Source organism: Chryseobacterium sp. SIMBA_028, assembly GCF_046535285.1.
In the GTDB taxonomy this organism is placed as follows: Bacteria; Bacteroidota; Bacteroidia; order Flavobacteriales; family Weeksellaceae; genus Chryseobacterium.
In genome coordinates, this window is sequence record NZ_JAWRWZ010000010.1 from 73,744 (window position 1) to 96,137 (window position 22,394).

A 22,394-nucleotide genomic window follows, 5' to 3' on the forward strand; every position below is an offset into this window, starting at 1 on the left:
GGCTATTTTGCCTTTCTGCTTTTTTATCCTTTCGTAAAAATCGGCAGAATTATTGCTTTAACTTCAATAGAATCAACAAACTAGACCGCCATGACTGAAAGAATCAAAACATACAGAGAATTTTATCAGTTTTATCTTACTGAGCATAGTAAAACAGGAACCCGAATTTTTCACTTTATCGGAACACTACTCATATTTTTTGTGATAGGCTATGTTATCAGCTCCGGAAAGGAAAGATTTCTATGGTACATCCCGATTGTAGGGTACGGGTTTGCCTGGTTTAGTCATGCAGTTATTGAAAGAAACAAACCGGCAACCTTTAAGTATCCGTTATGGTCTTTAATCTCAGATTTCAAACTGTTTTTTGAGCTTTTAATCGGAAAGCAGAAGTTTATCACAAAGACTGGCAGCCAACCCCATTAAACTTCAATTTTTCAACACTTTACAGGATTAACTTGATTACCAATGGAGTCCTACGCTTTGAAAACTCCAAATATGAAGAACCTAGCACTTCTAATCTCTATGTTGAGAATATATCTTCTGTCCTATTAAATATCCTAAAGATGGAAGTATAAAGGATAGCAGCAATGGTACCACTAATGAGAAACCACTTCCCTCCAACACTACGATTAAAGGAAATACAAATGCATTATAGGCAATCAGTGCCAGGGTAAACATAAAACTATTACCACCTGCTGTTGAAAAAAGATTAAAATCATTTCCAAAATGATCAAACAATCCAGACATTGAAAACAATAAAACATTTACAAAAAACACCCACAAAACAGATCTGTACGTCATTTTTTTCTTTGCGTTAAGATATCCGGCAAGGATTAAAAGAAGTGACATGATTGCAGAAATCGTGTAATCTACACCAGACATACTCACTTCACTTCCACTCTTTTCAAAGAAATAAATGGCATACAACAACACATTGGTGAGATAGATTACTGTAACATAGTTCATCGGTTAAAAATTTAATATTTATAATTAATATTGCTTTTCGAGAATACTGTAATGAATGGTGTTCAATATCGCTTCTACTTTTGCATCACTATTCTTGGCAGGAATTGGAATATAGCTGGAGAATAGCATTGTCTTATCTTTGTTGAAAGTTACCACTACTTCCTCAAGAATATTTTTATCATCCACAAAAAACTGAATTCTATTATCTACAATTCTCCAGAAAGACAGTCGGGGCTCAGATGGCATACAATCCCCTACACTTCCTCCTACATAATTATAAATAGCAAAACCATCCTCTCTGAGAGCATAGTTTCTCATTAGACGACAATTGTCAAAATCTTTTTTAACCTTTGTTTTACCTTCATAAAATCCTGATTCTTTTAACTTCCAGAATCCCAATACATCATCTTTCTTTAATTTCTGTGCACTCATAAGAGAGGAAGAAGCCAGAATAAAGGCAGTGGATAATATCATTCTCATCATTATTTTTTCTTTTTCTTTTTGTTTATTTTCTTATTATTTGATCGTTCAGGTTGTTTATCCATATCTTCTCCAAGATCAATAAGGCCCATGGAAAGCATAGATGCCGGATCTCCGTTTTTCTCACCCTCTTTCCAGGTTTCAAAAGCCTTATCCTGAAGTCCTAAAAGATGATAATAAGCTCCCAAAATATTATACCCTTCTGTTTCACCAAGGTCTATTATTTTTTTGGAAAGCTCGATCAATTCCGGATGAGGCTTAAGTTTTTGAGCCTTAAGTTTTTCATGATCTCCTAAAAAACCGGGAGTATACTCCATCATTTTTAATCCAAAGGTATTGAGGCATGCCTTAGCCAAACCTTGATTGCAGAAGCTTTCACTAATAGCAGTAAAGTCATTGGAAAACAAGGCGTCCAGCCCAGACATATCTTTCGTCTTATCATAATATGCAGCCAGTAAAGCCGCTCTTTTTTGAGACTCTTCAGGGTTCACTCTATTATTAACCTCTGTGCTGTCTTTTTTACGAACCCATACTCCATTTTTAACCCAATCTGAAATACCAATGAGTTTATCTTTTTTAATTTTAAAAATAAAAACACTTTTATCAGGAATGATCACCAAGCTGTCATTTCTGGTAAAATAATAGCTGCTACTCATTCCACCAATTACCTTTCCGTTTCCATCAAAATTGAATCCCTTATAAAAGGTTTCATTCCCCTCCTCTTCAAAATATCCCTGCAAGGCATTATCTACCTTTTGAGCTGACATAATGGTTATAAAAAAAGTAGAAATAAGTACGAATAATTTTCTCATTTGTTATTTTCTTAATAGCAATATAACGAAATCTCTTTTATCTTTAAATTAATGTTTTATTTAAATCTCTTTTTAAAACTAAACTTAAGCCTGTTCATCAATCCAGGTTCTATAATGTCAACGCCCAACCCGAAATTACTGTCAGCTACCGTATGGTGGTCATTTCTGAACTTCTCAAATTCGCTTTGTGGAATTTCAATATTGACCAATGGATTGCATTCAATATTCACCGTTGCTCCATTTTTAGTTACTTTCTTACGGCTTTTATACTCAAAATAAGGATTATTAATGGTACTTTCCTGAACTGTATATTTTTCTTCAGTATCAATCTTCTGATCAGTATACAGATTAATTTCATACTTCTCTCTGTCGAAATTATGCCAGAATGGTAAATCTTTATGCATAAAATCTCTTGCACTGGCTTTCACTACATTTCTGTCAAAGTACATCAGGAAACGATTATTTTGTGGATCCGTATAGTAAGGATTATCAACAGTAGCCGAGTATTGAATCTTTATTTCATTTAATTTTTTATCATCACTTACCACGTCTATTACTGCATCCTTAAATATGTTTCTTACATCAGTCCCGTTTCTGTCATTAGAATAATTAAGACCATAAAAAAGGAAATTGTTCCAACTGTCTATGATTTCTCTTTTATTAGTAGTTTTAAAATACCTTCTCATCGCGTTGGCACGATTCCCCTTATAAGTAGTTTCCAGGTTCAATTTTCCTGTTACCCCTTGTACATTGAAATCTATTTTTTCATTAAGACAGAAATAGGGAAACTTAAATGGTTTTCTCATCTGAAGTTCCTGATCTCTTTTCACTTCAAGATAATGCATAAAATAGATAAAGCCCCTGTTTTCAATCAATCCGAACTCATCTCTAATGGTAGCATCAATAAAGTATTCCTCACCTTTGTAGTTTACCTTTACCACCACATGATTGAAGTTCAGCAATGAAGGCAGATAATATTTAATATAATAATCTGTGTTGAAATTCACCAGTACAACAGAGGCATCCACTCCGATATAATCAAGGATTACCTTTAATAAAACAGATTTTGCCTTGCAGTCTCCCTGCTTGTTTTCATAGGTTATTGCAGGCTCTTGCGGCTTATGCCCATTCATTTCATCTGCATTAAATATATAGTAGATATGGTTCTGAACATATTCTATAGCAAACCGAAGTTTTTCATCCTGATCATGAATGGCATCCAGTTTTTCCACTACATTGGGAGCAAAATCCTTTAGGGAAGACTTATTGAAAATTTCTTCATAAAAAGGAACAATATAATTGGAAAGATCTTTCCAGTTGCTGTCTGTGGCAAAGTCTATATAAGGAAAAATTTCACGGCCGGCATCTACGGGGTTGATATAATTCTGCTCTTCAATAACGAAGCGCTCACCTTTCTTTAAGTGATTAATTTCCGGTTCCAGCACATTTCCCTGTTCATCTCTGAAAAATGTTTTTTTATAGGCAATGGTCTGTTCACGCTCATTAATAAATGTAAACTTAAAACTACCATACGCCCAGTAATTATCCGGACTTACCCAAACGTATTTTGAAAATTCCTTTCTCAGAAAATCACGATCTGTAAAAGCCTTAATTCTTGAATCCTCCAGTACCAAGACATCATACAGTCTAAGGTCTTTAATGGTAATATTAATTTTTTTATTACTACTCAGAACTCCTCCACTACTTTGATTTTCGCTGTCAAACACCTTAATCTTCGTATCCGGAATCTTATCTATTAAGACCCCATCTCTCAAAACACTAATCCTGTGAATCTGATATATCTCATTTTCTTCTACAATAACATCAGAAACAGAAGCTCTTTCTAAATTTCCCGGTTCATTTAAAGTATAAGCCATGCAGGCATACTCACTATTTTCCTTGTTGCTTGTATAATATTTTTTATCTAAAAAGTAGCAGTAATCCCTCCTTTCATCCGTTTGTTTTCTGGCAAATTCGGAATCTTTGATGCGATCTATAATCTCCTGGTCCCCAATATTCCCCGCCCACATTTCAGGCTTCTGAATCCTGTAGTTTTCAACTTGAATTTGATTATCCATATTTATATTTACGTATTATGTTCTTTGATTATGATTATTAAGAACCTCAAATTAAATGATTAAAAAACTAAAAAACAATAGAAGAACTGCGACAATTCCCGAAAAAGTTCGGCATGGTAATTGCCAAGTATGGTTTAAAATCAAGTTTATGAAAAGTATAGCAACAATTCTAAAAGGGGCAGCACCTGCATTAGCATTATTCGCAATGACACAATGTACAACTACCGCAGGAGCATCCTCAGCAGATGAAAAAACATTCATCGTAGGACCACAAACCGCAGATTGTACAGGAGTAGCTCCTATGAAATGTCTGCAAGTAAAGGAAAAAGCATCAGAAAACTGGACTAATTTCTACACAAACATCGATGGATTTACCTATGAACCCGGATATGAATATGTTTTAAAGGTAAAAACAGAAAAAATTGCCAATCCACCCGCTGATGGTTCTTCCATCAAATACACTTTGGTAAAGCAGGTTTCCAAAACTAAAAAAGAAACGGCAGCCAATGAAAAAACATTTATCATAGGATCACAAACGGTAGATTGTTCTGCAGGAGCAGGACGTATGAAATGTATGCAGGTAAAAGAGAATGCTTCTGAAAACTGGAGCAGCTTCTACAGCAATATTGAAGGATTTACTTATGAGCCAGGTTATGAATACGTTTTGAAGGTAAAAACAGAAAAAATTGCCAATCCACCGGCTGATGGTTCTTCTATCAAATACACATTAATCGAACAGGTTTCCAAAACCAAGAAATAATAATAAAAAACTCCGAAGAAATTTCTTCGGAGTTTTTTTATCTGTAAATCTGAAAAAAAGCTTTTATCAAATAATAATTATGTTCCTTTTATTCAGTCTTTCTGTTTCTTTATTAATATCCCTGTTCTTTTTGAGGGGGTTCAGGATATTTTCCTTTACTTACTTCTCCTACCGTATTGGCTGTAGTCATAGCCACTACAAGATCATTCAGCATATTACTTGCTGCAGTAGGCGAATTGGGAAGAAGCACCAAATTACTTCGGGTACTTGCCCCTACAGAATGTAAGGTATCATAATGCTGCGTTACAACAATAAGTGCAGATGCCTCATGGGAATTGATATCCACATTATTCAGCATTCTTACGGATTCTTCAAGACCTTTTGCAATTTCTCTTCTTTGATCTGCAATCCCCTGCCCTTGTAGCTTTTTAGATTCTGCTTCTGCCTTTGCTACAGCAACAATTCTTATTCTCTGCGCTTCAGATTCATATTCTGCAGCTGTCTTTTCTCTTTCGGCAGCATTGATTCTGTTCATGGCATGTTTTACCTGTTCATCCGGATCAATATCTGTTACCAGTGCCTTGATAATATCATATCCATAGCTATTCATTGCTTCCTGAAGTTCGCCTTTTACAGCTACTGCAATATCATCTTTTCTTACGAAAACATCATCCAATTTCATTTTAGGAACTTCTGCACGTACTACATCAAATACAAAGGATGTAATTTGGTTTTCAGGATTTTCCAAGCGATAAAACGCATCTCCCACCTGATTTCTGATTACCTGATACTGAACAGAAATTTTCATTTTAATGAATACATTATCCAATGTCTTGGTATCAATCATCACATCCAATTGCTGAATTCTAAGATTCAGTCTTTTAGCAATCTGATCGATGATAGGAAGCTTAAGATGCAATCCGGAGTGCTTTACTCCCTGAAATTTCCCAAAACGTTCAATAATAACAGCAGTTTCCTGCTTCACTACAAAGAACGATGCAAATAAAATGATTAGCCCGAATAAGATAACGGGCGCTAGAAAAATACCCATAGTTTAAGTTTTTATAATAAGTAGTAATAATATATGCTTTGTTAAACTATTCAAGCTCATTTTAGTAAGTTGAAACAGTTTTTCATAAATATACTACTTATTTTCAAACTAAACCGTCATTCCGATGTCTATTCCTTTAATTTTTCGATATAAATCTGTCGCATAGTTATCCGTCATTCCTGAAACGAAATCGATAATTCCTAGAACTTTCTGATAGTCTGTACCATGATCATATACAAACTGTCTTGGAAGAAGCTTCAATGCTTTTTTATCGTAGGATTTTCTTTCATCTTCAGGCTTCAGAATGGATGGAATAAAGTGATCCAGTAATTCGTACATTACATTGTACCCTGCATTCTCAATTTCCACAACGGCCTTATGATTGTAAATTTTTTCAATGGAGAACGACTCTATATCTTGCAACGCATTGTTTTCAGATTTATAGATATCCAGAAGCCCTTTATCCAGATTACCTTCCAAAATTGTTTCAAAGTTTTGCTTATAGATCTCAAGGGATTTATTGATTAGCGCATTGATTGCTTTGGCTCTTAAATAAGAGATCTTCTCATTTTCATTGGAAATCGAAGCCAGTTTATTTTTAACCTTATTGATATCATTACTTTCAGATTTTACCAGTTCAAAGAAAAGGTTTTCACAGTCTGAAGTGGATACAATTCCTAATCTGTGAGCATCCTCCATATCAATAATATTATAGCAGATATCATCGGCAGCCTCTACCAGCCATACAAACGGGTGTCTTTTAAAGATATGAGGTTCTTCGCTTTCAGAAATAAGCTGGGTTCCTTTTGCTATCTCTAGGAAGATATCTTTCTCATTCTGGAAGAACCCAAATTTTTTACGATGAATGATTCCTTTTTGTTTGGCTACGGCTTCACATGGGTATTTTGCAATACTTGCCAATGTAGAAAAGGTAAGCTGGATACCTCCCGCATCTTTTCCCTGCTGCTGCTGGGCCAATACTCGGATAGCATTTGCATTTCCCTCAAAATTGACCAAATCTGCCCATTCCTTTTCATTGAATTTTGATTTCAGATCCTTTTCATTTCTTTCAAAATAGCTTGCAATGGCATCTTCACCAGAATGTCCGAAAGCAGGATTTCCCACATCATGGCAAAGACATGCTGCGGCAATTACATTTCCTAAATTATATAGATAAAAATTCTTTGAATCCTCGGTAAGGTCATTTTTATAATCCTCAACAATAAATTCACCAATAATACTTCCTAAACTTCTTCCTACAGAGGATACTTCCAGAGAGTGCGTAAGCCTGTTGTGTACAAAAACACTTCCGGGAAGAGGAAACACCTGGGTTTTATTTTGCAGTCTTCTGAAAGCTGAAGAGAAGATTATTCTATCGAAATCTCTTTGAAAATCAGTTCTTGAAACCTTAGTTTGTGGATTGTTTCCTGTACGTTGATTGGTGAAAATCTGGTTTAAATTCATCATTTTTCAAAATTACTCCAAATTTTGATTTTATGGAATAGTATTTAGATTTTTATTAAAGAGATCTTTCATTCAAAAAATCTATTGCAGTAAATATTTTTCATGGCCAGAAACCCCAAGAAAATAGTCTACATTTGATGTGATACAGCAGAATGAGAAATATTCTTTCATTCCTGAAAATAATTTAAATACATCATTAAAATTCTTTTGTAAATGACAGACAATACATGGCTCGACAGATGGGATGAGAGATACGACAGCGAACAGTTTGCGTACGGAACAGATCCTAATCATTATCTAAAAGAACAACTGAACAAATTAATCCCCGGCAATATCCTTTTCCCAGCAGAGGGTGAAGGACGAAATGCTGTTTTTGCAGCTACAAAAGGATGGAATGTTTCTGCTTTTGACATCAGTGCCAATGGCCAGAAGAAAGCTTTTCAGCTTGCTGAGCACAATCATGTGAATATTGATTATCAGGTGGGAGAATTATCTACTTTAAATTATCAGCAGGAACAGTTTGATGTTATCGCTCTTATTTATGCCCATTTTCCGGCATCCGTTAAATCTTCGATACATCAAATGCTGAATCAGTATCTGCGCAAAGGCGGTTTTATTATTTTTGAAGCTTTCAGTAAAAATCATCTTGAATACATTGCCAAAGATGAAAAAGTAGGAGGCCCAAAAGATATTGAATCCCTATTTTCTATAGATGAAATTAAAGCTGATTTTCCAGATTATAATATTGTGGAACTTTCAGAAACAGAAATCGATCTTAATGAAGGCTTATTTCATAACGGAACAGGCTCTGTTATTCGTTTTGTGGGCCAGAAAATGTAGAGTTAATTAAAGTCTTTATTGATGATTTTATAAGTCAGAATTGAGAAATCCGCCGGCATATTTAGCAAAAAACTCAGCCCTATATACTTCACCAATTGGAATCTCAGCTTCTTCAATATATATATTATGATTATCAAATGAATCAATATATTCTGTATTCACAACATATGATTTACTCACCCGAATAAAGTTTTCTCCGGACATTTTCTGATGGATTGTTTTCAGATTCATTGCGGTGATGAGTTTCTGCTGCTTCGTATGCATTACAACATAATCTTTCAGGCCTTCGATAAACTTGATATCCGAAAAACTGATCTTGTAAAAACGTCGGTCTGCCTTGATGAATAAAAAATCTGCGGTATTGGATTCTACTGTGTTTTTTATCGTATCCTTAGATAAAAGCTCTGTATATAAGATTGCTTTATCTATCGCCTTTTCTAATCTTTGGGGATCAATGGGCTTCAATAGATAGTCTACCGCTTCAAGTTCATAACTCTTTAATGCATATTGGGAATAAGCTGTAGTAAAGATAATCAAAGATCTCTTGGGAAGCATTTCAGCAAACTCCAGCCCTGTTACCATCGGCATTTCAATATCCAGAAAAATAAGGTCTACATCATTGTCTTTAAGATATTCTAATGCTGATGGTGCATTAGAAAATTCACCGAGGATATCAATCTTTGAGGCTTCTTCAATCAGCGATCGCATTTCTGATCTTGCTAAAGGCTCATCATCTACTATAATACAGTTCATTATACAGGGATTTTTAAATTAACGGTATATTCTTTATCTTCTGAGTTGATATTCAGTTCAAAGGTATCATTATACAGCAATTCCAGTCTTCTGGTAATATTGGCAAGTCCAAGTCCGCTGTTTTTCTTATCTGAGACAACATAATCTGGGTTTCTGGAATTTACACATATAAAGTGAAGGAATTTATCTTCAATACTGATCTCTATTTTCACATAGGATTCTTTTCCACTGATATCAACGCTATGTTTTACCGCGTTTTCCACAAAGGTGGTAAATAGGTTTGGAGGTATAAAAGTCGTATTGATTATTCTTTTATCAGTTGCTGTATGAATATCAAATGAAAAATGTTCACGCCTAATTTTTTCAAGGTTCAAAAAATTGGATAGAAAATCAATTTCCGAAGTCAACAAGGTTTTTTCTTCGCTGTTTTCATACAACTGATATCTGAGAAACTCTGAAAGTTTTACAATAACCACAGATGCTTTTGCAGGATCTGTTCTTATTAAAGCCTTTACATTATTCAACATATTGAACAGGAAGTGAGGATTGATTTGGTTTCTCAGCTCATTCAGCTCCATATTCAAAGTAAGATTGCTCAGTTCATTGATTCTTTTGTTATCATTGATCCACTTTTGTAAAAGCTTGATCGTAGTGGTTGTCAGAATAATAGGAATACACATCAACACTCCCTCATAGATTCCCCCTTTTTCATTTTCCCGATGAATATGATCAATCCTGAAATCAGCAAAAAGAGTTCTTAAGCCATATCCTATAATATTAAGCCCCACCACTCCTAATACAACGAGTAATACCAGATAACTGAGGTATCGTGTTTTAAAGAAAAATCGAGGAACCAGTATATAGGTATTAATGTAAACCATGACAATCAATGCCATATAGACAAAGAATAGTACATAAAACTGAACGGTTTCTGAATAAGGATGCCAAAATCTGGAGCTATACAGCAAAAGGAAAAAGAAGATAAGGAATAACAGATGTCTTCGAAATCTATATTTTCTTTCCACCAGAAAGTCCATTACAAATGTTTCTTTAAATTTCCACGGGCTGTATTTCATAGTATGAGGCTAGCTTTATCATTAACAAAAATAGTCATTAACGTAAATTACAACTATTTTATTATACAAAAGCCCGGTTTTATTATACTAATTATGAACATCCTGGATTTTGTATAAAATACCAGCCATTTTGTATAAAAACAAATTCTCAGTTGGATTTTCTCTATTTCTTTGTACTGCTTAAAAAATGCGCATGGAATTAACGACTTTTCACGAACTAACAAAGGAAATATCATTGGAATGTTTTTTTATGACAGAATCTCAAAAGGAAGAAAAAGTAATACAGCTTATCGATTTGCACCACTTTGTAGAGTGTTTTGATCCGAAGATAAAAATTCTGAACTACATTCACCATTCTATTAATATTATAGAACAAAACGGGGAGAAAAAAGGAATTCTGTTTTGTGACCTAAACCACTCTCCCGTTCCGGACAGCAATGCTTCAGAAGAATTCAGAAGAAGACATGAGCTCTCTGAAATCTGGTTTGTTTTTGTAGAGGAAACGTCTGCTTCCAATATGGCAAGCTATACTGATGCTATTATTGAAAACAGTCTGGATATTTTCTATGATAGGATTTTTTCATTTAATTTTTTCCAATCTATAATAAAGAGGTTGAAATAAATGACAGGTAGCAACCCTGAACTGCTGACGGTTACGATATACTAACCTTAATAGATTATAAGTTCATTAATGAATTAATGTGTTCCCATTTTTGAAAATACATTAATAACCACTACCCCAATAATGATAAGCGCTATCCCAATAATGGCTGGTAAATCCGGAACCTGCTTGAATGCTATAATTCCTATCATTGTTATAAATACAATTCCTACTCCTGACCAAATAGCATAGGTAATCCCTACAGGAATCTGGCGAAGCGTTAAGCTCAAACAATAAAAAGCACAGGCATATCCTATTACGGTAACAACAGATGGCCACAGTTTAGAAAATTCTTCTGACTTTTTCAGAAAAGTAGTGGCGATAATTTCAAATATAATAGCCAAGGCAAGAAAAATATAACTGCGTCCCATACGATGTACTCTTTTATACAAAAGTAATAAAACCTATTGCGTTTTTCTCCTTATCATCAATAAAGAATCTATGAAAAGTTAAACGACCTTTTTACATTTCCAATCTACACAAGGTTTTATTGATGAGTCTACACTTTCTTCAAAAACCACATAACAACCTGTTAATAAATATTTTAACCTCAAAAAGGATTAGCATTTATATTTTACCTTTTACAAATATCTCTAAATTAACGCCATAGAGACCAGCAGCTTTCTTTCAGGTTTTGGCACCAATACTTATGTCATGACAGATTATGAAACCTGACAACTGCCAAAAAGATCACCACAAAAAACCACCGGTAAAATAAATTTTGTTAACACAGAAATCTGTTTCTCGCTAAAATTTTACAATCCATTAAATCATTTTACATCGATATTATGCACCGCATTATTTATTATTTGTTTTATCAAGTCTAATATAGAAGTCTGCAAACCGTTAACATTTTTATATTTTTTTCAAGGCATAACAATAAATATATTAATAAATTCATAATAATACATTAACACATTGTAAACAAAAAACCAACATAAAATTAATTAAAATACCTATAACACACTGACATACATCATAGTATTTTACTTTGGCACGTGATTTGAAAGCTGTAATATTGCAATTGAAAGATTGATAAAATAAAGTCAAATAATTAAAAATAATACAAAATGGTAACTTATATCGGTATCGCAACATGTTTAGTAGTATTCTCATCATATTTCATGACAGTAAGAAGAGAAAGAAACTAATCATTAAAACAAAAAGCCTATAGCAAAACTATACTAATTATATTGTTTTATGTTTTTACTCTGAGAAATCAGATCGCTCTTTTACCACTAGGGTAAAAGGGCCCAAAAACATAACAAAAAGATCTTAGTTTCATAACAAATTTTAATATCCAAATGAGAAAAGCCAGACATCTGTTTGGCTTTTCTTTTTGTTTACATGTACCATACGAGCATTAATACTTTCTCTATCCGCTGGCCTATGTATTTATTATCAATCAGGATTTTCAATCACATTTAATAAAGCTTTATCTTTGTTCATCCAAGAATTATTTAATCGTCATCATGAATCTTTACAACCTCATTATTCAAGACAAGGAACAGGTAACCCTTAATGAAGTATTTCTCGATAAAAGCAACAGGGATCATCTTGTACAACTTATTAAGGAAAATACTTACAGCAAGGAGCTTCAGGAATACGGCCTTCCGGTGAATAACAAGATCTTGCTTCAAGGAAGTTCAGGATGCGGAAAAACAATGACCGCAAAGGCTATTGCCAATGCTCTGGGGAAAAATATCATCATTTTAAATTTAAGCAATATTGTTTCATCCCGTATTGGCGAAACCTCCCAGAATATTAAGATGATATTTGATAAGGCTTCAAGAGAAAGATCTGTTCTTTTTCTGGATGAACTGGACCAGATTGGGAAAGCTAGAGGCAGTGACGACAAGGACGTAGGAGAAATGAGAAGGCTTGTGAACACTTTAATCCAGCTTATCGATTATTATCCCGAGGACGCTCTTCTTCTCTGCGCTACCAATCACCCTGAGATCATTGATACAGCTTTATTGAGACGTTTTCAGCTCAAGATCAATTATGAAATGCCATCCAATGACTTTTTGGATACATTCTATGATAAACTGCTTACCCAGTTTCCTGAAGATATGAGGACTATTGAAAGAAAATACTCAATTTCTTTTGCAGAGGCTAAGGATCATGCACTAACATCGGTAAAAGCAGCCTTAATAAAAAAGCTGGAGGCCAAAGAAACCATTAAGTCATGAAAGAAGACATTCTCCATAATCTCGAAATCATTAATATCCGGATAAAAAAGGCGTGTGAAAAAGCAGGAAGAAACCCTCATGAGGTTAAATTATTACTAGCCACCAAAACCGTTTCCGCAGAACGTATCAAAATTGCCCTGGAAAGTGGACAAACCTTAATTGCTGAAAATAAAGTACAGGAACTGAAGGAGAAGTATGAAGATCTAAAGAGTATTCCGCATGAGAACCATTTTATTGGCCATCTTCAGACCAATAAAATTAAGGATATTCTAAAGTATGATGTCTCGTGCATCCAGTCTCTTGACCGTCTGGAATTGGCAGAAAAACTTCATCAAAAGCTTCTGACTGAAAACAAGACCATAGAAGTTCTTATTCAAGTCAATACCTCCAACGAGGAAAGCAAGTTTGGAGTAGATGCTGATAAAGCTATTGAATTGACTAAAAAGGTCTCCGAATTCTCTACATTAAAAATAAAAGGATTAATGACCATCGGGCTTTTCAGTGCAGAAACAGAAAAGGTAAGATTATGTTTTAAGATCCTAAAAAACCTACAGCTGAAAATCCTCCAAGAAAATATTCCTAATGTTGAAATGAATGACCTTTCTATGGGAATGAGCGGAGACCTGGAAACAGCCATTGAAGAGGGAGCAACAATTGTACGTGTAGGAACCGCTGTTTTTGGAGCAAGAATCTATCCGGACAGTTATTACTGGGACGAGGGAAAAATTGAAAATAAAGGAATTTAATAGTAAAAAATCACGATGCCATTCTACTATACATTTGAAGGAGAAATAAAGGTAAGAAAAACATTAAAAGATGTTACTGATGCTGTACAGAATTCTTTTATGGAAAGAGAGGTAGATCATATAAACATTGACGGCAACATCATAACAGGAAAAGACAGTCTCGTGAAACTGGACTTTTCAAACAGATCCCCACTTGTCCTATCTCCGGGTAAGGAATATTTCATCTATAATGAGGATACAAATATTTTAACCTACAAGATAGAGTCCTTTTATCCTATCCTGTTTAATTTGATATACACTGTTATTCTTTTCTTAATTTTACATTTCCTAGTCGGCCATTTGATCATAGAGACTGTAATCCCTACCTTATTTTTTATTCTGATCACAATTTTCAACTACTTTGAATATCAGGCTGTCATTGATAAAATATCCAGAAACCTAAATGAAAAGCTTTAAAATAGCTTAAAATTTAGTCTACAAATTCGGTATACTTTTTGATCATAAAACTTTAAGAACCAAATAAATGCATTTTATGATTAAAAAATTACTCTCGGGCTGTCTATTGATGACGGTATTATTCTTTTTTTCATGTGAAAAAGAAAACACACAGATGAAAAGTGGAATTTCAATTGAAACGATTTCAATGATAACAGTACTCATTATGGGGGTAGCAATCCTGGTTGCCTACAGCTATAAGAGGAGATAGCAAAATAAATATAACAAACAAAAGAATCACCTTTCATTTTTTGGGAGGTGATTTTCGTTGTTATACACAAGGGTCTTTGTTTATATTTGGCTCTTGATATAAAATTAATTTCACATGAAAACCAAAAGCTTTATTATAACTCCATAAAGTACCAAAACTGATACTGAAAGATAAACACATTTTTTTTCATGAGATCTTGCTTAAAATTCACATATAAACAGGTTTTTATATAGTAAAATCACCTGTGTATCAAGTCTATAATTTCTGTTATTTTCTTACAGACATGAAAAATATTCTAACGAACTGCGTGAGATCTTTATACTGTTCTTTATCTTACTGTTTCTATTGAAATCATATGTTTTTCACTAATAGTAAACGGATTATTTGCTATCTTCCTTTTTTAGAAAACATAAAAAAGAAAGTATGAAAACAATTGGCTTAATCGGAGGAATGTCGTGGGAAAGTTCAGTTTTGTATTATCAGATTCTGAATAGAAAAACACAGGAAATTTTAGGAGGAAGTCATTCTTCCGACTGTTTGATGTATTCGGTAGATTTTGGTGAAATTGCGATGTTACAGCATAAAGGTAACTGGGAAGCTCTTGAAAAAAAAATGATCGCGGCTGCCCAAAGATTGGAGCGGGGCGGTGCTGATATGATCCTGATCTGTACCAATACCATGCATAAAATGGCAGAAGCTATTGAGCACAATACAAACATTCCTTTACTGCATATTGTTGACAGTACTGCGGAAGCAATTCAAAAGAAATCATATACAAAATTGGGAATGCTGGCTACCAAATTTTCAATGGAAGAGGATTTTCTGAAAAACCGATATCAAACAAAATATGGTATTGAAACTATTGTTCCCGAAGCGGAACAGAGAAATGAAGTACATCGTATCATATACGAAGAACTCGTACAAGGAATTATTAAAGAAAGTTCCAGACAATACTATTTGAAAACTATCAATGATTTAGTCAATAACGGTGCAGAGGCTATTATTTTGGGCTGCACAGAAATTGAATTATTGATTAAACCGGAGGATTTATCGGTAGATATGTTTCCCACCGCAAAACTGCACGCTGAAAAAGCAGTTGAACTGGCTTTGGCTTGATGTAATTTGAATTCTTTCACTAGTATAAGTTTCTAAGTTGCTGAAATAAAAGTTCTCAATTTCCGAAGTACAATAATGATGATAAAAATAGCTGCCAAAGTCGGAAGACTTTGCACAGCTATTACACGATCTAACGAATTAAATTAGTGAAAATTTAGATTAAGCTTGGAAGAAAAATTCCCTCTTTCACCATAATTTTCTATCTTTACTATTCTATATTTACAATTAAAGCTTTCAAGAAAACGACAAATGGAACGAAAAATACATCAGGGAAGAAATCTAAAGAGATTCAGAGAAATGTTAGGAATCAAGCAGGAAGCTTTAGCTTTGGACTTGGGTGATGAATGGAATCAAAAGAAAGTCTCATTATTGGAACAGAAAGAAACTATCGAAGATCCTTTGCTTAAAAGGATATCTGAAGTATTAAAAATTCCTGTGGAAGCGTTCCAGAATTTTGACGAAGAAGAAGCTATAAATATTATCGCAAGTAATTTTCATGATAACGCAACAGGTGTAATTGTCAATAATTATAATCCTATTGATAAAATCATCCAGCTTCACGAGGAGAAAATTGCTCTTTACGAAAGAATGCTAAAAGAAAAGGATGATATGATGTCCAGACTTGAAGAACTTATTAAAAGGAAGTAAAAGATCGTTTTGAGCTTTGAAATTCTTACGCTTTGTCAGCAATGATATTTTCTCAACAGAATAAAATCAAAAATCCCTTTCATTGCTGAAAGGGATTTGTTATATCTAAAAAAACTCAGATTACATATAAGCTTCAATAGGCTCACAAGTACATACTAAGTTTCTGTCTCCGTAAGCTTCATCTACTCTTGATACAGAAGCGAAGAATTTGTGGTCTCTTACCCACTCCAGCGGATAAGCTGCCTTTTCTCTGCTGTAGGGTTTATCCCAAGAATCAGAAATCACCAATTGTTCTGTGTGAGGAGCATTTTTCAATACGTTATTTGCTACATCAGCCTGTCCATTGGCAATCTCATCAATTTCATGTTTGATCGCAATTAAAGCTTCTGCAAAACGGTCGATTTCAGATTTGCTTTCAGATTCTGTTGGCTCAATCATTAATGTACCAGCTACCGGGAAAGAAACGGTAGGAGCATGGAAACCATAATCCATCAATCTCTTCGCTACATCAGCCACTTCAATTCCTAAAGACTTGAATTGACGGAAATCTACAATACATTCGTGAGCTACTCTTCCATTCTCGTTTGAATATAAGATTGGGAAATGCTCAGCTAAAATTTCTTTTAGGTAGTTTGCATTCATGATAGCATGTCCTGTCGCTTTTTTCAGGCCGTCAGTACCTAACATCTTAATGTAAGCATAAGAAATGTTAAGGATTAGACCAGAACCGTAAGGAGCTGCAGAAATACCATCGATAGCTTCTTTAGTTCCTATTCTGATATTTGCATTAGATGGTAAGAATGGTACCAAGTGCTTAGCAACACAGATTGGACCTACTCCAGGACCTCCACCTCCGTGAGGAATTGCAAAAGTCTTGTGAAGGTTAAGGTGACAAACGTCTGCACCAATGTTTCCAGGACTTGTAAATCCTACCTGAGCGTTCATATTTGCACCATCCATGTATACCTGTCCACCGTGTTCATGGATTAGGTTGGTAATTTCCTTGATGTTAGCATCAAAGAATCCATAAGTAGACGGATAGGTAATCATTACAGCTGATAAATTAGCTGAATGCTGTTCTGTTTTAGCCTTAAGATCTTCGAAGTCGATTTCCCCATTTTCAAGGTTTTTAACAACAACGATCTTCATCCCTGCCATTGCAGCAGAAGCCGGATTGGTTCCGTGTGCAGACTGAGGAATCAATACTACATTTCTGTTGTGGTCTCCTCTTGAGATATGATATTCTCTGATTACCATTAGTCCTGCATATTCTCCCTGAGCTCCTGAATTTGGCTGTAAAGATGTTCCTGCAAAACCAGTAATTTCAGCAAGATCTTTTTCAAGTTCTGCAATCATCTGCTGATAACCACCTGCCTGATCTACTGGCACAAATGGGTGTACACTTCCCCAATCTGCCCATGAAAGCGGCAACATTTGAGTAGCAGCATTAAGCTTCATTGTACAAGATCCTAAAGAAATCATTGAGTGAGTCAATGACAAGTCTTTTCTCTCAAGACGCTTGATGTAACGCATCAATTCTGTCTCTGTATGGTATTTGTTGAATACTTCTTCTGTAAGAATCTCATCCTTTCTAAGGTTTTCTTCCGGAATACTGTATCCTTCTTTTATTTCTAATTTGAAAGTCTGCTTGTCTTTAAACTGAGCGAAAGAAGCCATTAGATAGTTTAATTTCTCCAATGTTGTACTTTCATTGATTGCAATACTTACAACTCCTTCTGTAAAATAGTTAAGGTTAAGTCTGTGATCAAGCATCAACCTTACCAATCTTGCTTTTTCATCCTCAGCCATTACAATTTTCACTGTATCGAAGATAGGCTCTTCTACAGTCTGATATCCTAATGCATTAAGACCATTCTTTAATGCATTAGCTTTAAAGTGAATCTGATCAGCAATATAGTTTAATCCTTTTGGACCATGGTACACAGCATACATACCAGCCATTACAGCCAATAGAACCTGAGCGGTACAAATGTTAGATGTTGCTCTCTCTCTCTTAATGTGCTGCTCTCTTGTCTGTAGAGCCATTCTTAATGCACGTTTTCCGTACATATCCTGAGAAACTCCAATAATTCTTCCAGGAATATCTCTTTTATAATCTTCTCTACAAGCAAAGAATGCTGCGTGAGGACCTCCGTAACCTAATGGAATACCAAATCTCTGTGAAGTTCCCACCGCACAGTCAGCACCCATTTCAGCCGGTGACTTTAATTTTACCAAAGCCATTGGATCACAAGCAACAGCTACCTGAAGATCAAGTTTCTTATATTCTACAATGTTTTCAGTATAGTCAAGAACAATACCGTTTTTCCCTGGATATTGTAACAGCACTCCATAGTAAGAAGCATCAAATGCATGAGTCTTATGGTCTCCTACTACAACTTCAATTCCAAGTCCTTCAGCCTTAGTATTCAAAACAGAGATTGTTTGAGGCAATACAAGGTCCGAGATAAAGAATTTATTAGCTTCCGCTTTTTTCTGATCTTTAGTTCTGTTGTTGAAGAACATATGCATGGCTTCAGCAGCTGCAGTTGACTCATCCAATAGAGAGGCATTTGCCAATCCGAAACCTGTAAGATCACATACTACAGTTTGGAAATTAAGAAGCGCCTCCAGTCTTCCTTGTGCAATTTCTGCCTGATAAGGAGTATATGCAGTATACCAACTAGGGTTTTCAAAGATATTTCTCTGAATAGCTGATGGTAAAAGCGTGTTGTGGTATCCGAAACCGATATAACTTGTATAATCAGTGTTTTTTGATGCCAAGTCCTTAGAATGGTTTAGCATTTCGTATTCCGAAAGCGGTTCTGAGATCTCAAGATCTTTTTCTAAACGGATAGAAGAAGGGATGGTCTGAGAAATTAACTCTTCAATACTAGAAACGCCAAGTTTTTCTAACATCGCCAGTTTATCGGCTTCATTAAGAGAAATGTGACGGCTCACAAACTGTTCTGTATTCATTTTTATTTATTAGATTTTGTTTGTAAAAAGATGCGTAAAATTACAATTTTTTACACGATTGTACAACATCATAAAACCCTAGATAATTCACCCTATCGTTCAGTTATTTTAGATCAATTTGTTTTTAACAGCCATCAGATAGGGTTTTGTTTATTTTAAACAGCAATTATATAGATTATATAAATAATACTTAATAATACTCCCTATTTGTTGTCAATAAAATAGTGAAATATTCATTAAAAAAATTTAAATAATTTTCACTGATTTTAAATGAATCGGGAAATATATTAATTTCATCATTTTACAGTAAATAATATCTTGAAATGATTAAATATGGAGAATTTAAGTTCGAATTATGTTAATTTTTCAAAGTTTTTTAAAGGTCTAAAAAGCCATCCACACTGCTATTGATCAGGTTTTAAGATTTTTATGAAATTTTATTAATTATATTTATTCTAAATTAATATATTTGCAACATGAATATGATTGTCCCGTTTAAAGTTCAGCCTTTGGCTCCTGCATATGCATTCAATAATGAAGAAATGTTCTGTGAAAAGAAATCTTGCTGTAAAAAATTCAAGAAAGGGAAAAGATGTAAGAAGTGCCCGGGAAGAAAGAAAATGGCCTAAGCTATATAAGCTCTTTTATTAGGACGTATAAAGCAATTGCTAAAATTACAATTCCCCAGAACAACATTATAATTTTAGGTTGTCCGCTCCTGTTCACAGCTGTTCTCGGCTGAGATTTAAACATATCCTCTACCGTGTTTTTGAATTTCTCAGTATCATTTTCAAAAACCTCTGTAATGGTAATTCCCTGAACTACGGTTTTATGCAGAAGTGAATTCGTTGCATGAAGTAAAAGTTGGAATTTTCCATCCTTAAATTCCGTGACCTTAAAGATCCTTTCACCATACGGTTTTTCCAATCCGAAAGGCAATACCTTTACTACATCAGCATTACTGGTTTGCCAGTTGATAATAATCTCCTCTCCTTTTTTCGCATGAATTTTACTGGCTGTAAAAGTCTTTATTACGGGCGGAATGTTATATCTGAAACTTCTCTGATGGCTTTCTAAGTTTTGGTCATAGGAATACCTTCTGCTTTGATCACTCAACGTTTCATAAGCCTCCTGAATTTCGCGAAAACGGTCTGCAAAGAAATCATCATTCTCATTCTTGTCGGGATGGTATTTTAAAGACAGCTTTCGATATGCTTTTTTGATGTCTTCTTCTGAAGCATCTTGGGATATACCGAGAAAATAGTAGTAATCTTTCATTGAGCACTACAAAAATAAGGATTTATTTTTTTTTACTTTGTGTTTACTGAAAAAATAAGATCTGTTTTAACCTATCAATATCAACTTTATAATCTAATCAGTCAATTGTTTGAAAGCGTACGAGCGCAAAGTATTTAAAGTAATTGGGTAAGTAAGATATGTGGATTTCATTTGCAATAAAAACCTTCAGATAACATCCGTAACGTTCCATTGAATTTACAGAATCTCACAGATAGTTCCGATTTCAAAATGCAAGTAAATTATAAGCTGAGTTAGAAAAATTTTCAACCATTTGTTTTCATCAGCAATTTTCTGCTTATTATAATATAGAAAAATTCCGGCGCGGGAAGCTCTGCTTCCCGCGCCGGAATTAAACAATTTCAATTTAGTTTTTTACGAATTATGCCTCGCAGGTATTATCTTTTCTGCAGCATTTTGAAGCGAATTCCTTTTTGAATTTTCCTTTTAATGCCTCATACTCTTCATTATTCATTTCTCTAATCTTGTCAGCTAATCCAAAAGGAGATTTTTCTTTGATTCCATATTCATCAAAAATACCTTTGATAAATCTTTTTCTTTGTACTGCTTTTTTAGCGATTAAAGCTACACCCACAACGGCTAGTGCTCCAAGAGCACCTTTTAATGCTGAATTTTTCATTTTTTCAAAATTTTAAATTTTACTACTTCTTGTTTTTTATATAGACGAATGAATTTTAATTTTACTTTACTACTTCTTTAAAATTTTCAAATTATTCGTTGTTTCTGTTGAAGAATCCTCCTGAGCATTTATTTTTCCATACTTCCTTGAATTTTTCTTTTTCTTCGGGTGACCATCCCTCCATGCTCTGTCTCATTTTTCTTTCCTTGAAATCTCTCATTCCTTTACCAAAATGAAAACCTCCGAAAAGGATCTTACTCAAGATCAATATTCCCATCGACTGCCAGAATGTAATGGCCTTTACTCCTAATATTTCCGGAAGTAAACAATTCCACAGCATCATTACAATCCATGTAACGGCTAATAAAATTAATGGTGGACATAAGAATAAAAAAATCCAGCCTTTCTTGTGTTTATGATTCATAATTTCTTTTTCTAACTTTTTAAATCTTCGTATAGTCTTCTCAACCTGTTTCTCAAATGCTTCACAGCATAGTTTTTTCTACTGATGATGGTTTTGATGTTTTCTCCTTGTTCATCAGCGATCTCCTGGAGAGTTTTGTCGTTTAGTTCATTTTCTACGTAAACCAGCCTTTGTTTCTCAGGAAGTTCATCCAGTGCTTCAAACAGTTTTTTCCAAATTTCATCCTGAAACATTTTCACTTCAGGACCTGCGCTGTCATCCATCAATAAAATATCCTTGATGGAAAAACTTCCGTCTTCATCTTCATAAACAAAATCTTCAAGATTTTCTGTTTTCTTTTTACGATAACGGTCCGTAATTTTATTCGCGGTGACCCTGTAAAGCCAGCCTCCCACATTCACAATCTCGGAAAGATTGGTAATGCTGCTGAACTGATACCACACTTCCTGCAGAATATCTTCCGCATCCTCTGTGTTTTTCACTTTGGGACGAATATAGGACATCAGCTTTCCTCCGTAGTTGGAAACGGTCTGCGAGATGATGCTTTCTTTCTCTTTCTGTGGCATTGTTATTTTTTCGACAACCTCCATATTGCTATGACGACTGTCTTCTTGGTTTTACTTTAATAAATTTATAATATTTTTCTTAGAATTCAATTTTTCTTGTATCCATCGGCCTTCCATTTCAGAAAATATTTCCCTTGCAT

Annotated in this window: 24 protein-coding genes; 10 read left to right on the forward strand and 14 right to left on the reverse strand. The window is 34.4% G+C overall.

The window, feature by feature from the left end; all coding sequences use genetic code 11:
* Nucleotides 1–90 precede the first annotated feature (90 nt).
* Nucleotides 91–423, forward strand: coding sequence for a DUF962 domain-containing protein (locus SCA31_RS14395; RefSeq protein ID WP_109617869.1), 333 nt, complete (start codon nt 91–93; stop codon nt 421–423).
* 90 nt (nt 424–513) lie between these two features.
* Here SCA31_RS14395 and SCA31_RS14400 read toward each other — a convergent pair whose 3' ends face one another.
* Genes SCA31_RS14400 through SCA31_RS14415 form a run of 4 tightly spaced genes read right to left on the reverse strand, consistent with a single transcriptional unit; the run spans nt 514 to nt 4,336 of the window.
* Nucleotides 514–966, reverse strand: a complete 453-nt coding sequence (locus tag SCA31_RS14400) for a hypothetical protein (protein WP_410697659.1) — start codon at nt 964–966, stop codon at nt 514–516.
* A gap of 24 nt (nt 967–990) precedes the next feature.
* Nucleotides 991–1,449, reverse strand: a complete 459-nt coding sequence (locus SCA31_RS14405) for a lipocalin family protein (protein ID WP_410697660.1) — start codon at nt 1,447–1,449, stop codon at nt 991–993.
* Nucleotides 1,449–2,258: a hypothetical protein gene (locus SCA31_RS14410; RefSeq protein WP_410697661.1), complete on the reverse strand. Its 810-nt coding sequence runs from the start codon at nt 2,256–2,258 to the stop codon at nt 1,449–1,451. The genes SCA31_RS14405 and SCA31_RS14410 overlap by 1 nt, the downstream gene beginning before the upstream one ends.
* A 56-nt stretch (nt 2,259–2,314) precedes the next feature.
* On the reverse strand, nt 2,315–4,336 hold the full coding sequence (locus SCA31_RS14415; protein WP_410697662.1) for a DUF3857 domain-containing protein: 2,022 nt from the start codon (nt 4,334–4,336) through the stop codon (nt 2,315–2,317).
* A 148-nt stretch (nt 4,337–4,484) separates the two neighbouring features.
* Between SCA31_RS14415 and SCA31_RS14420 the strand changes: the two genes are divergently transcribed.
* Nucleotides 4,485–5,096 (forward strand): DUF4377 domain-containing protein, encoded by a 612-nt coding sequence (locus tag SCA31_RS14420; protein WP_410697663.1) that lies wholly within the window; start codon nt 4,485–4,487, stop codon nt 5,094–5,096.
* 112 nt (nt 5,097–5,208) lie between these two features.
* Here the strand turns inward: SCA31_RS14420 and SCA31_RS14425 are convergent, their stop codons facing one another.
* Complete coding sequence (locus tag SCA31_RS14425) at nt 5,209–6,147, reverse strand: SPFH domain-containing protein (protein ID WP_410697664.1); 939 nt, start codon at nt 6,145–6,147, stop codon at nt 5,209–5,211.
* A gap of 108 nt (nt 6,148–6,255) precedes the next feature.
* Nucleotides 6,256–7,611, reverse strand: a complete 1,356-nt coding sequence (locus SCA31_RS14430; RefSeq protein ID WP_410697810.1) for a deoxyguanosinetriphosphate triphosphohydrolase — start codon at nt 7,609–7,611, stop codon at nt 6,256–6,258.
* Nucleotides 7,612–7,824: 213 nt separating this feature from the next.
* On the opposite strand from SCA31_RS14430, the gene SCA31_RS14435 reads away from it, so the two are divergent.
* The gene (locus tag SCA31_RS14435) at nt 7,825–8,451 is read left to right on the forward strand and encodes a class I SAM-dependent methyltransferase (RefSeq protein WP_410697665.1); all 627 of its coding nucleotides are present in this window, start codon (nt 7,825–7,827) and stop codon (nt 8,449–8,451) included.
* Nucleotides 8,452–8,478: 27 nt separating this feature from the next.
* Here the strand turns inward: SCA31_RS14435 and SCA31_RS14440 are convergent, their stop codons facing one another.
* Together SCA31_RS14440 and SCA31_RS14445 are read right to left on the reverse strand one after the other, a co-directional pair.
* A complete protein-coding gene (locus SCA31_RS14440; protein WP_410697666.1) occupies nt 8,479–9,204 on the reverse strand; it encodes a LytR/AlgR family response regulator transcription factor in 726 nt (241 codons plus the stop codon).
* Nucleotides 9,204–10,280, reverse strand: coding sequence for a sensor histidine kinase (locus SCA31_RS14445; RefSeq protein ID WP_410697667.1), 1,077 nt, complete (start codon nt 10,278–10,280; stop codon nt 9,204–9,206). The genes SCA31_RS14440 and SCA31_RS14445 overlap by 1 nt, the downstream gene beginning before the upstream one ends.
* 193 nt (nt 10,281–10,473) lie before the next feature.
* On the opposite strand from SCA31_RS14445, the gene SCA31_RS14450 reads away from it, so the two are divergent.
* A complete protein-coding gene (locus SCA31_RS14450) occupies nt 10,474–10,902 on the forward strand; it encodes a hypothetical protein (protein WP_410697668.1) in 429 nt (142 codons plus the stop codon).
* Nucleotides 10,903–10,976: 74 nt separating this feature from the next.
* Here SCA31_RS14450 and SCA31_RS14455 read toward each other — a convergent pair whose 3' ends face one another.
* The gene (locus SCA31_RS14455) at nt 10,977–11,312 is read right to left on the reverse strand and encodes a DMT family transporter (protein WP_410697669.1); all 336 of its coding nucleotides are present in this window, start codon (nt 11,310–11,312) and stop codon (nt 10,977–10,979) included.
* A gap of 1,101 nt (nt 11,313–12,413) precedes the next feature.
* Here SCA31_RS14455 and SCA31_RS14460 point away from each other — a divergent pair.
* From SCA31_RS14460 to SCA31_RS14480, 5 genes are all read left to right on the forward strand, one after another.
* Nucleotides 12,414–13,133, forward strand: a complete 720-nt coding sequence (locus tag SCA31_RS14460) for an AAA family ATPase (RefSeq protein WP_410697670.1) — start codon at nt 12,414–12,416, stop codon at nt 13,131–13,133.
* On the forward strand, nt 13,130–13,879 hold the full coding sequence (locus SCA31_RS14465; protein ID WP_410697671.1) for a YggS family pyridoxal phosphate-dependent enzyme: 750 nt from the start codon (nt 13,130–13,132) through the stop codon (nt 13,877–13,879). Before SCA31_RS14460 ends, SCA31_RS14465 begins: the two co-directional genes overlap by 4 nt.
* Nucleotides 13,880–13,894: 15 nt before the next feature.
* On the forward strand, nt 13,895–14,335 hold the full coding sequence (locus SCA31_RS14470; protein WP_410697672.1) for a hypothetical protein: 441 nt from the start codon (nt 13,895–13,897) through the stop codon (nt 14,333–14,335).
* A 673-nt stretch (nt 14,336–15,008) separates the two neighbouring features.
* Nucleotides 15,009–15,701 (forward strand): aspartate/glutamate racemase family protein, encoded by a 693-nt coding sequence (locus SCA31_RS14475; protein WP_410697673.1) that lies wholly within the window; start codon nt 15,009–15,011, stop codon nt 15,699–15,701.
* A gap of 249 nt (nt 15,702–15,950) precedes the next feature.
* The gene (locus SCA31_RS14480; RefSeq protein WP_410697674.1) at nt 15,951–16,349 is read left to right on the forward strand and encodes an XRE family transcriptional regulator; all 399 of its coding nucleotides are present in this window, start codon (nt 15,951–15,953) and stop codon (nt 16,347–16,349) included.
* Between the two features lie 120 nt (nt 16,350–16,469).
* On the opposite strand, the gene gcvP is transcribed toward SCA31_RS14480, so the two are convergent.
* Nucleotides 16,470–19,328, reverse strand: coding sequence for an aminomethyl-transferring glycine dehydrogenase (gene gcvP / locus SCA31_RS14485; RefSeq protein WP_410697675.1), 2,859 nt, complete (start codon nt 19,326–19,328; stop codon nt 16,470–16,472).
* A gap of 476 nt (nt 19,329–19,804) precedes the next feature.
* Between gcvP and SCA31_RS14490 the strand changes: the two genes are divergently transcribed.
* A complete protein-coding gene (locus SCA31_RS14490) occupies nt 19,805–19,957 on the forward strand; it encodes a hypothetical protein (protein ID WP_162926100.1) in 153 nt (50 codons plus the stop codon).
* Nucleotide 19,958: 1 nt separating this feature from the next.
* Here the strand turns inward: SCA31_RS14490 and SCA31_RS14495 are convergent, their stop codons facing one another.
* The 4 genes from SCA31_RS14495 to SCA31_RS14510 all read right to left on the reverse strand — a co-directional run bounded on the left by SCA31_RS14495 (nt 19,959) and on the right by SCA31_RS14510 (nt 22,254).
* The gene (locus SCA31_RS14495) at nt 19,959–20,606 is read right to left on the reverse strand and encodes a J domain-containing protein (RefSeq protein WP_410697676.1); all 648 of its coding nucleotides are present in this window, start codon (nt 20,604–20,606) and stop codon (nt 19,959–19,961) included.
* 400 nt (nt 20,607–21,006) lie between these two features.
* The gene (locus tag SCA31_RS14500; RefSeq protein WP_410697677.1) at nt 21,007–21,264 is read right to left on the reverse strand and encodes a hypothetical protein; all 258 of its coding nucleotides are present in this window, start codon (nt 21,262–21,264) and stop codon (nt 21,007–21,009) included.
* A 91-nt stretch (nt 21,265–21,355) separates the two neighbouring features.
* On the reverse strand, nt 21,356–21,688 hold the full coding sequence (locus SCA31_RS14505) for a hypothetical protein (RefSeq protein WP_410697678.1): 333 nt from the start codon (nt 21,686–21,688) through the stop codon (nt 21,356–21,358).
* A gap of 11 nt (nt 21,689–21,699) precedes the next feature.
* Nucleotides 21,700–22,254 carry an RNA polymerase sigma factor gene (locus SCA31_RS14510; RefSeq protein WP_174567008.1) on the reverse strand — a complete coding sequence of 185 codons (555 nt, stop codon included), beginning with the start codon at nt 22,252–22,254 and terminating at the stop codon, nt 21,700–21,702.
* Between the last annotated feature and the right edge of the window lie 140 nt (nt 22,255–22,394).

Coding starts and splice junctions, on each gene's coding strand:
- SCA31_RS14400 (WP_410697659.1), bottom strand. CDS start 966: ATGAACTATGTTACAGTAATCTATCTCACCAATGTGTTGTTGTATGCC.
- SCA31_RS14460 (WP_410697670.1), top strand. CDS start 12,414: ATGAATCTTTACAACCTCATTATTCAAGACAAGGAACAGGTAACCCTT.
- SCA31_RS14440 (WP_410697666.1), bottom strand. CDS start 9,204: ATGAACTGTATTATAGTAGATGATGAGCCTTTAGCAAGATCAGAAATG.
- SCA31_RS14510 (WP_174567008.1), bottom strand. CDS start 22,254: ATGCCACAGAAAGAGAAAGAAAGCATCATCTCGCAGACCGTTTCCAAC.
- SCA31_RS14410 (WP_410697661.1), bottom strand. CDS start 2,258: ATGAGAAAATTATTCGTACTTATTTCTACTTTTTTTATAACCATTATG.
- SCA31_RS14415 (WP_410697662.1), bottom strand. CDS start 4,336: ATGGATAATCAAATTCAAGTTGAAAACTACAGGATTCAGAAGCCTGAA.
- SCA31_RS14490 (WP_162926100.1), top strand. CDS start 19,805: ATGAATATGATTGTCCCGTTTAAAGTTCAGCCTTTGGCTCCTGCATAT.
- SCA31_RS14465 (WP_410697671.1), top strand. CDS start 13,130: ATGAAAGAAGACATTCTCCATAATCTCGAAATCATTAATATCCGGATA.
- SCA31_RS14480 (WP_410697674.1), top strand. CDS start 15,951: ATGGAACGAAAAATACATCAGGGAAGAAATCTAAAGAGATTCAGAGAA.
- SCA31_RS14470 (WP_410697672.1), top strand. CDS start 13,895: ATGCCATTCTACTATACATTTGAAGGAGAAATAAAGGTAAGAAAAACA.
- SCA31_RS14505 (WP_410697678.1), bottom strand. CDS start 21,688: ATGAATCATAAACACAAGAAAGGCTGGATTTTTTTATTCTTATGTCCA.
- SCA31_RS14450 (WP_410697668.1), top strand. CDS start 10,474: ATGGAATTAACGACTTTTCACGAACTAACAAAGGAAATATCATTGGAA.
- SCA31_RS14430 (WP_410697810.1), bottom strand. CDS start 7,611: ATGAATTTAAACCAGATTTTCACCAATCAACGTACAGGAAACAATCCA.
- SCA31_RS14495 (WP_410697676.1), bottom strand. CDS start 20,606: ATGAAAGATTACTACTATTTTCTCGGTATATCCCAAGATGCTTCAGAA.
- SCA31_RS14420 (WP_410697663.1), top strand. CDS start 4,485: ATGAAAAGTATAGCAACAATTCTAAAAGGGGCAGCACCTGCATTAGCA.
- SCA31_RS14445 (WP_410697667.1), bottom strand. CDS start 10,280: ATGAAATACAGCCCGTGGAAATTTAAAGAAACATTTGTAATGGACTTT.
- SCA31_RS14455 (WP_410697669.1), bottom strand. CDS start 11,312: ATGGGACGCAGTTATATTTTTCTTGCCTTGGCTATTATATTTGAAATT.
- SCA31_RS14500 (WP_410697677.1), bottom strand. CDS start 21,264: ATGAAAAATTCAGCATTAAAAGGTGCTCTTGGAGCACTAGCCGTTGTG.
- SCA31_RS14405 (WP_410697660.1), bottom strand. CDS start 1,449: ATGATGAGAATGATATTATCCACTGCCTTTATTCTGGCTTCTTCCTCT.
- SCA31_RS14435 (WP_410697665.1), top strand. CDS start 7,825: ATGACAGACAATACATGGCTCGACAGATGGGATGAGAGATACGACAGC.
- SCA31_RS14395 (WP_109617869.1), top strand. CDS start 91: ATGACTGAAAGAATCAAAACATACAGAGAATTTTATCAGTTTTATCTT.
- SCA31_RS14475 (WP_410697673.1), top strand. CDS start 15,009: ATGAAAACAATTGGCTTAATCGGAGGAATGTCGTGGGAAAGTTCAGTT.
- SCA31_RS14425 (WP_410697664.1), bottom strand. CDS start 6,147: ATGGGTATTTTTCTAGCGCCCGTTATCTTATTCGGGCTAATCATTTTA.
- gcvP (WP_410697675.1), bottom strand. CDS start 19,328: ATGAATACAGAACAGTTTGTGAGCCGTCACATTTCTCTTAATGAAGCC.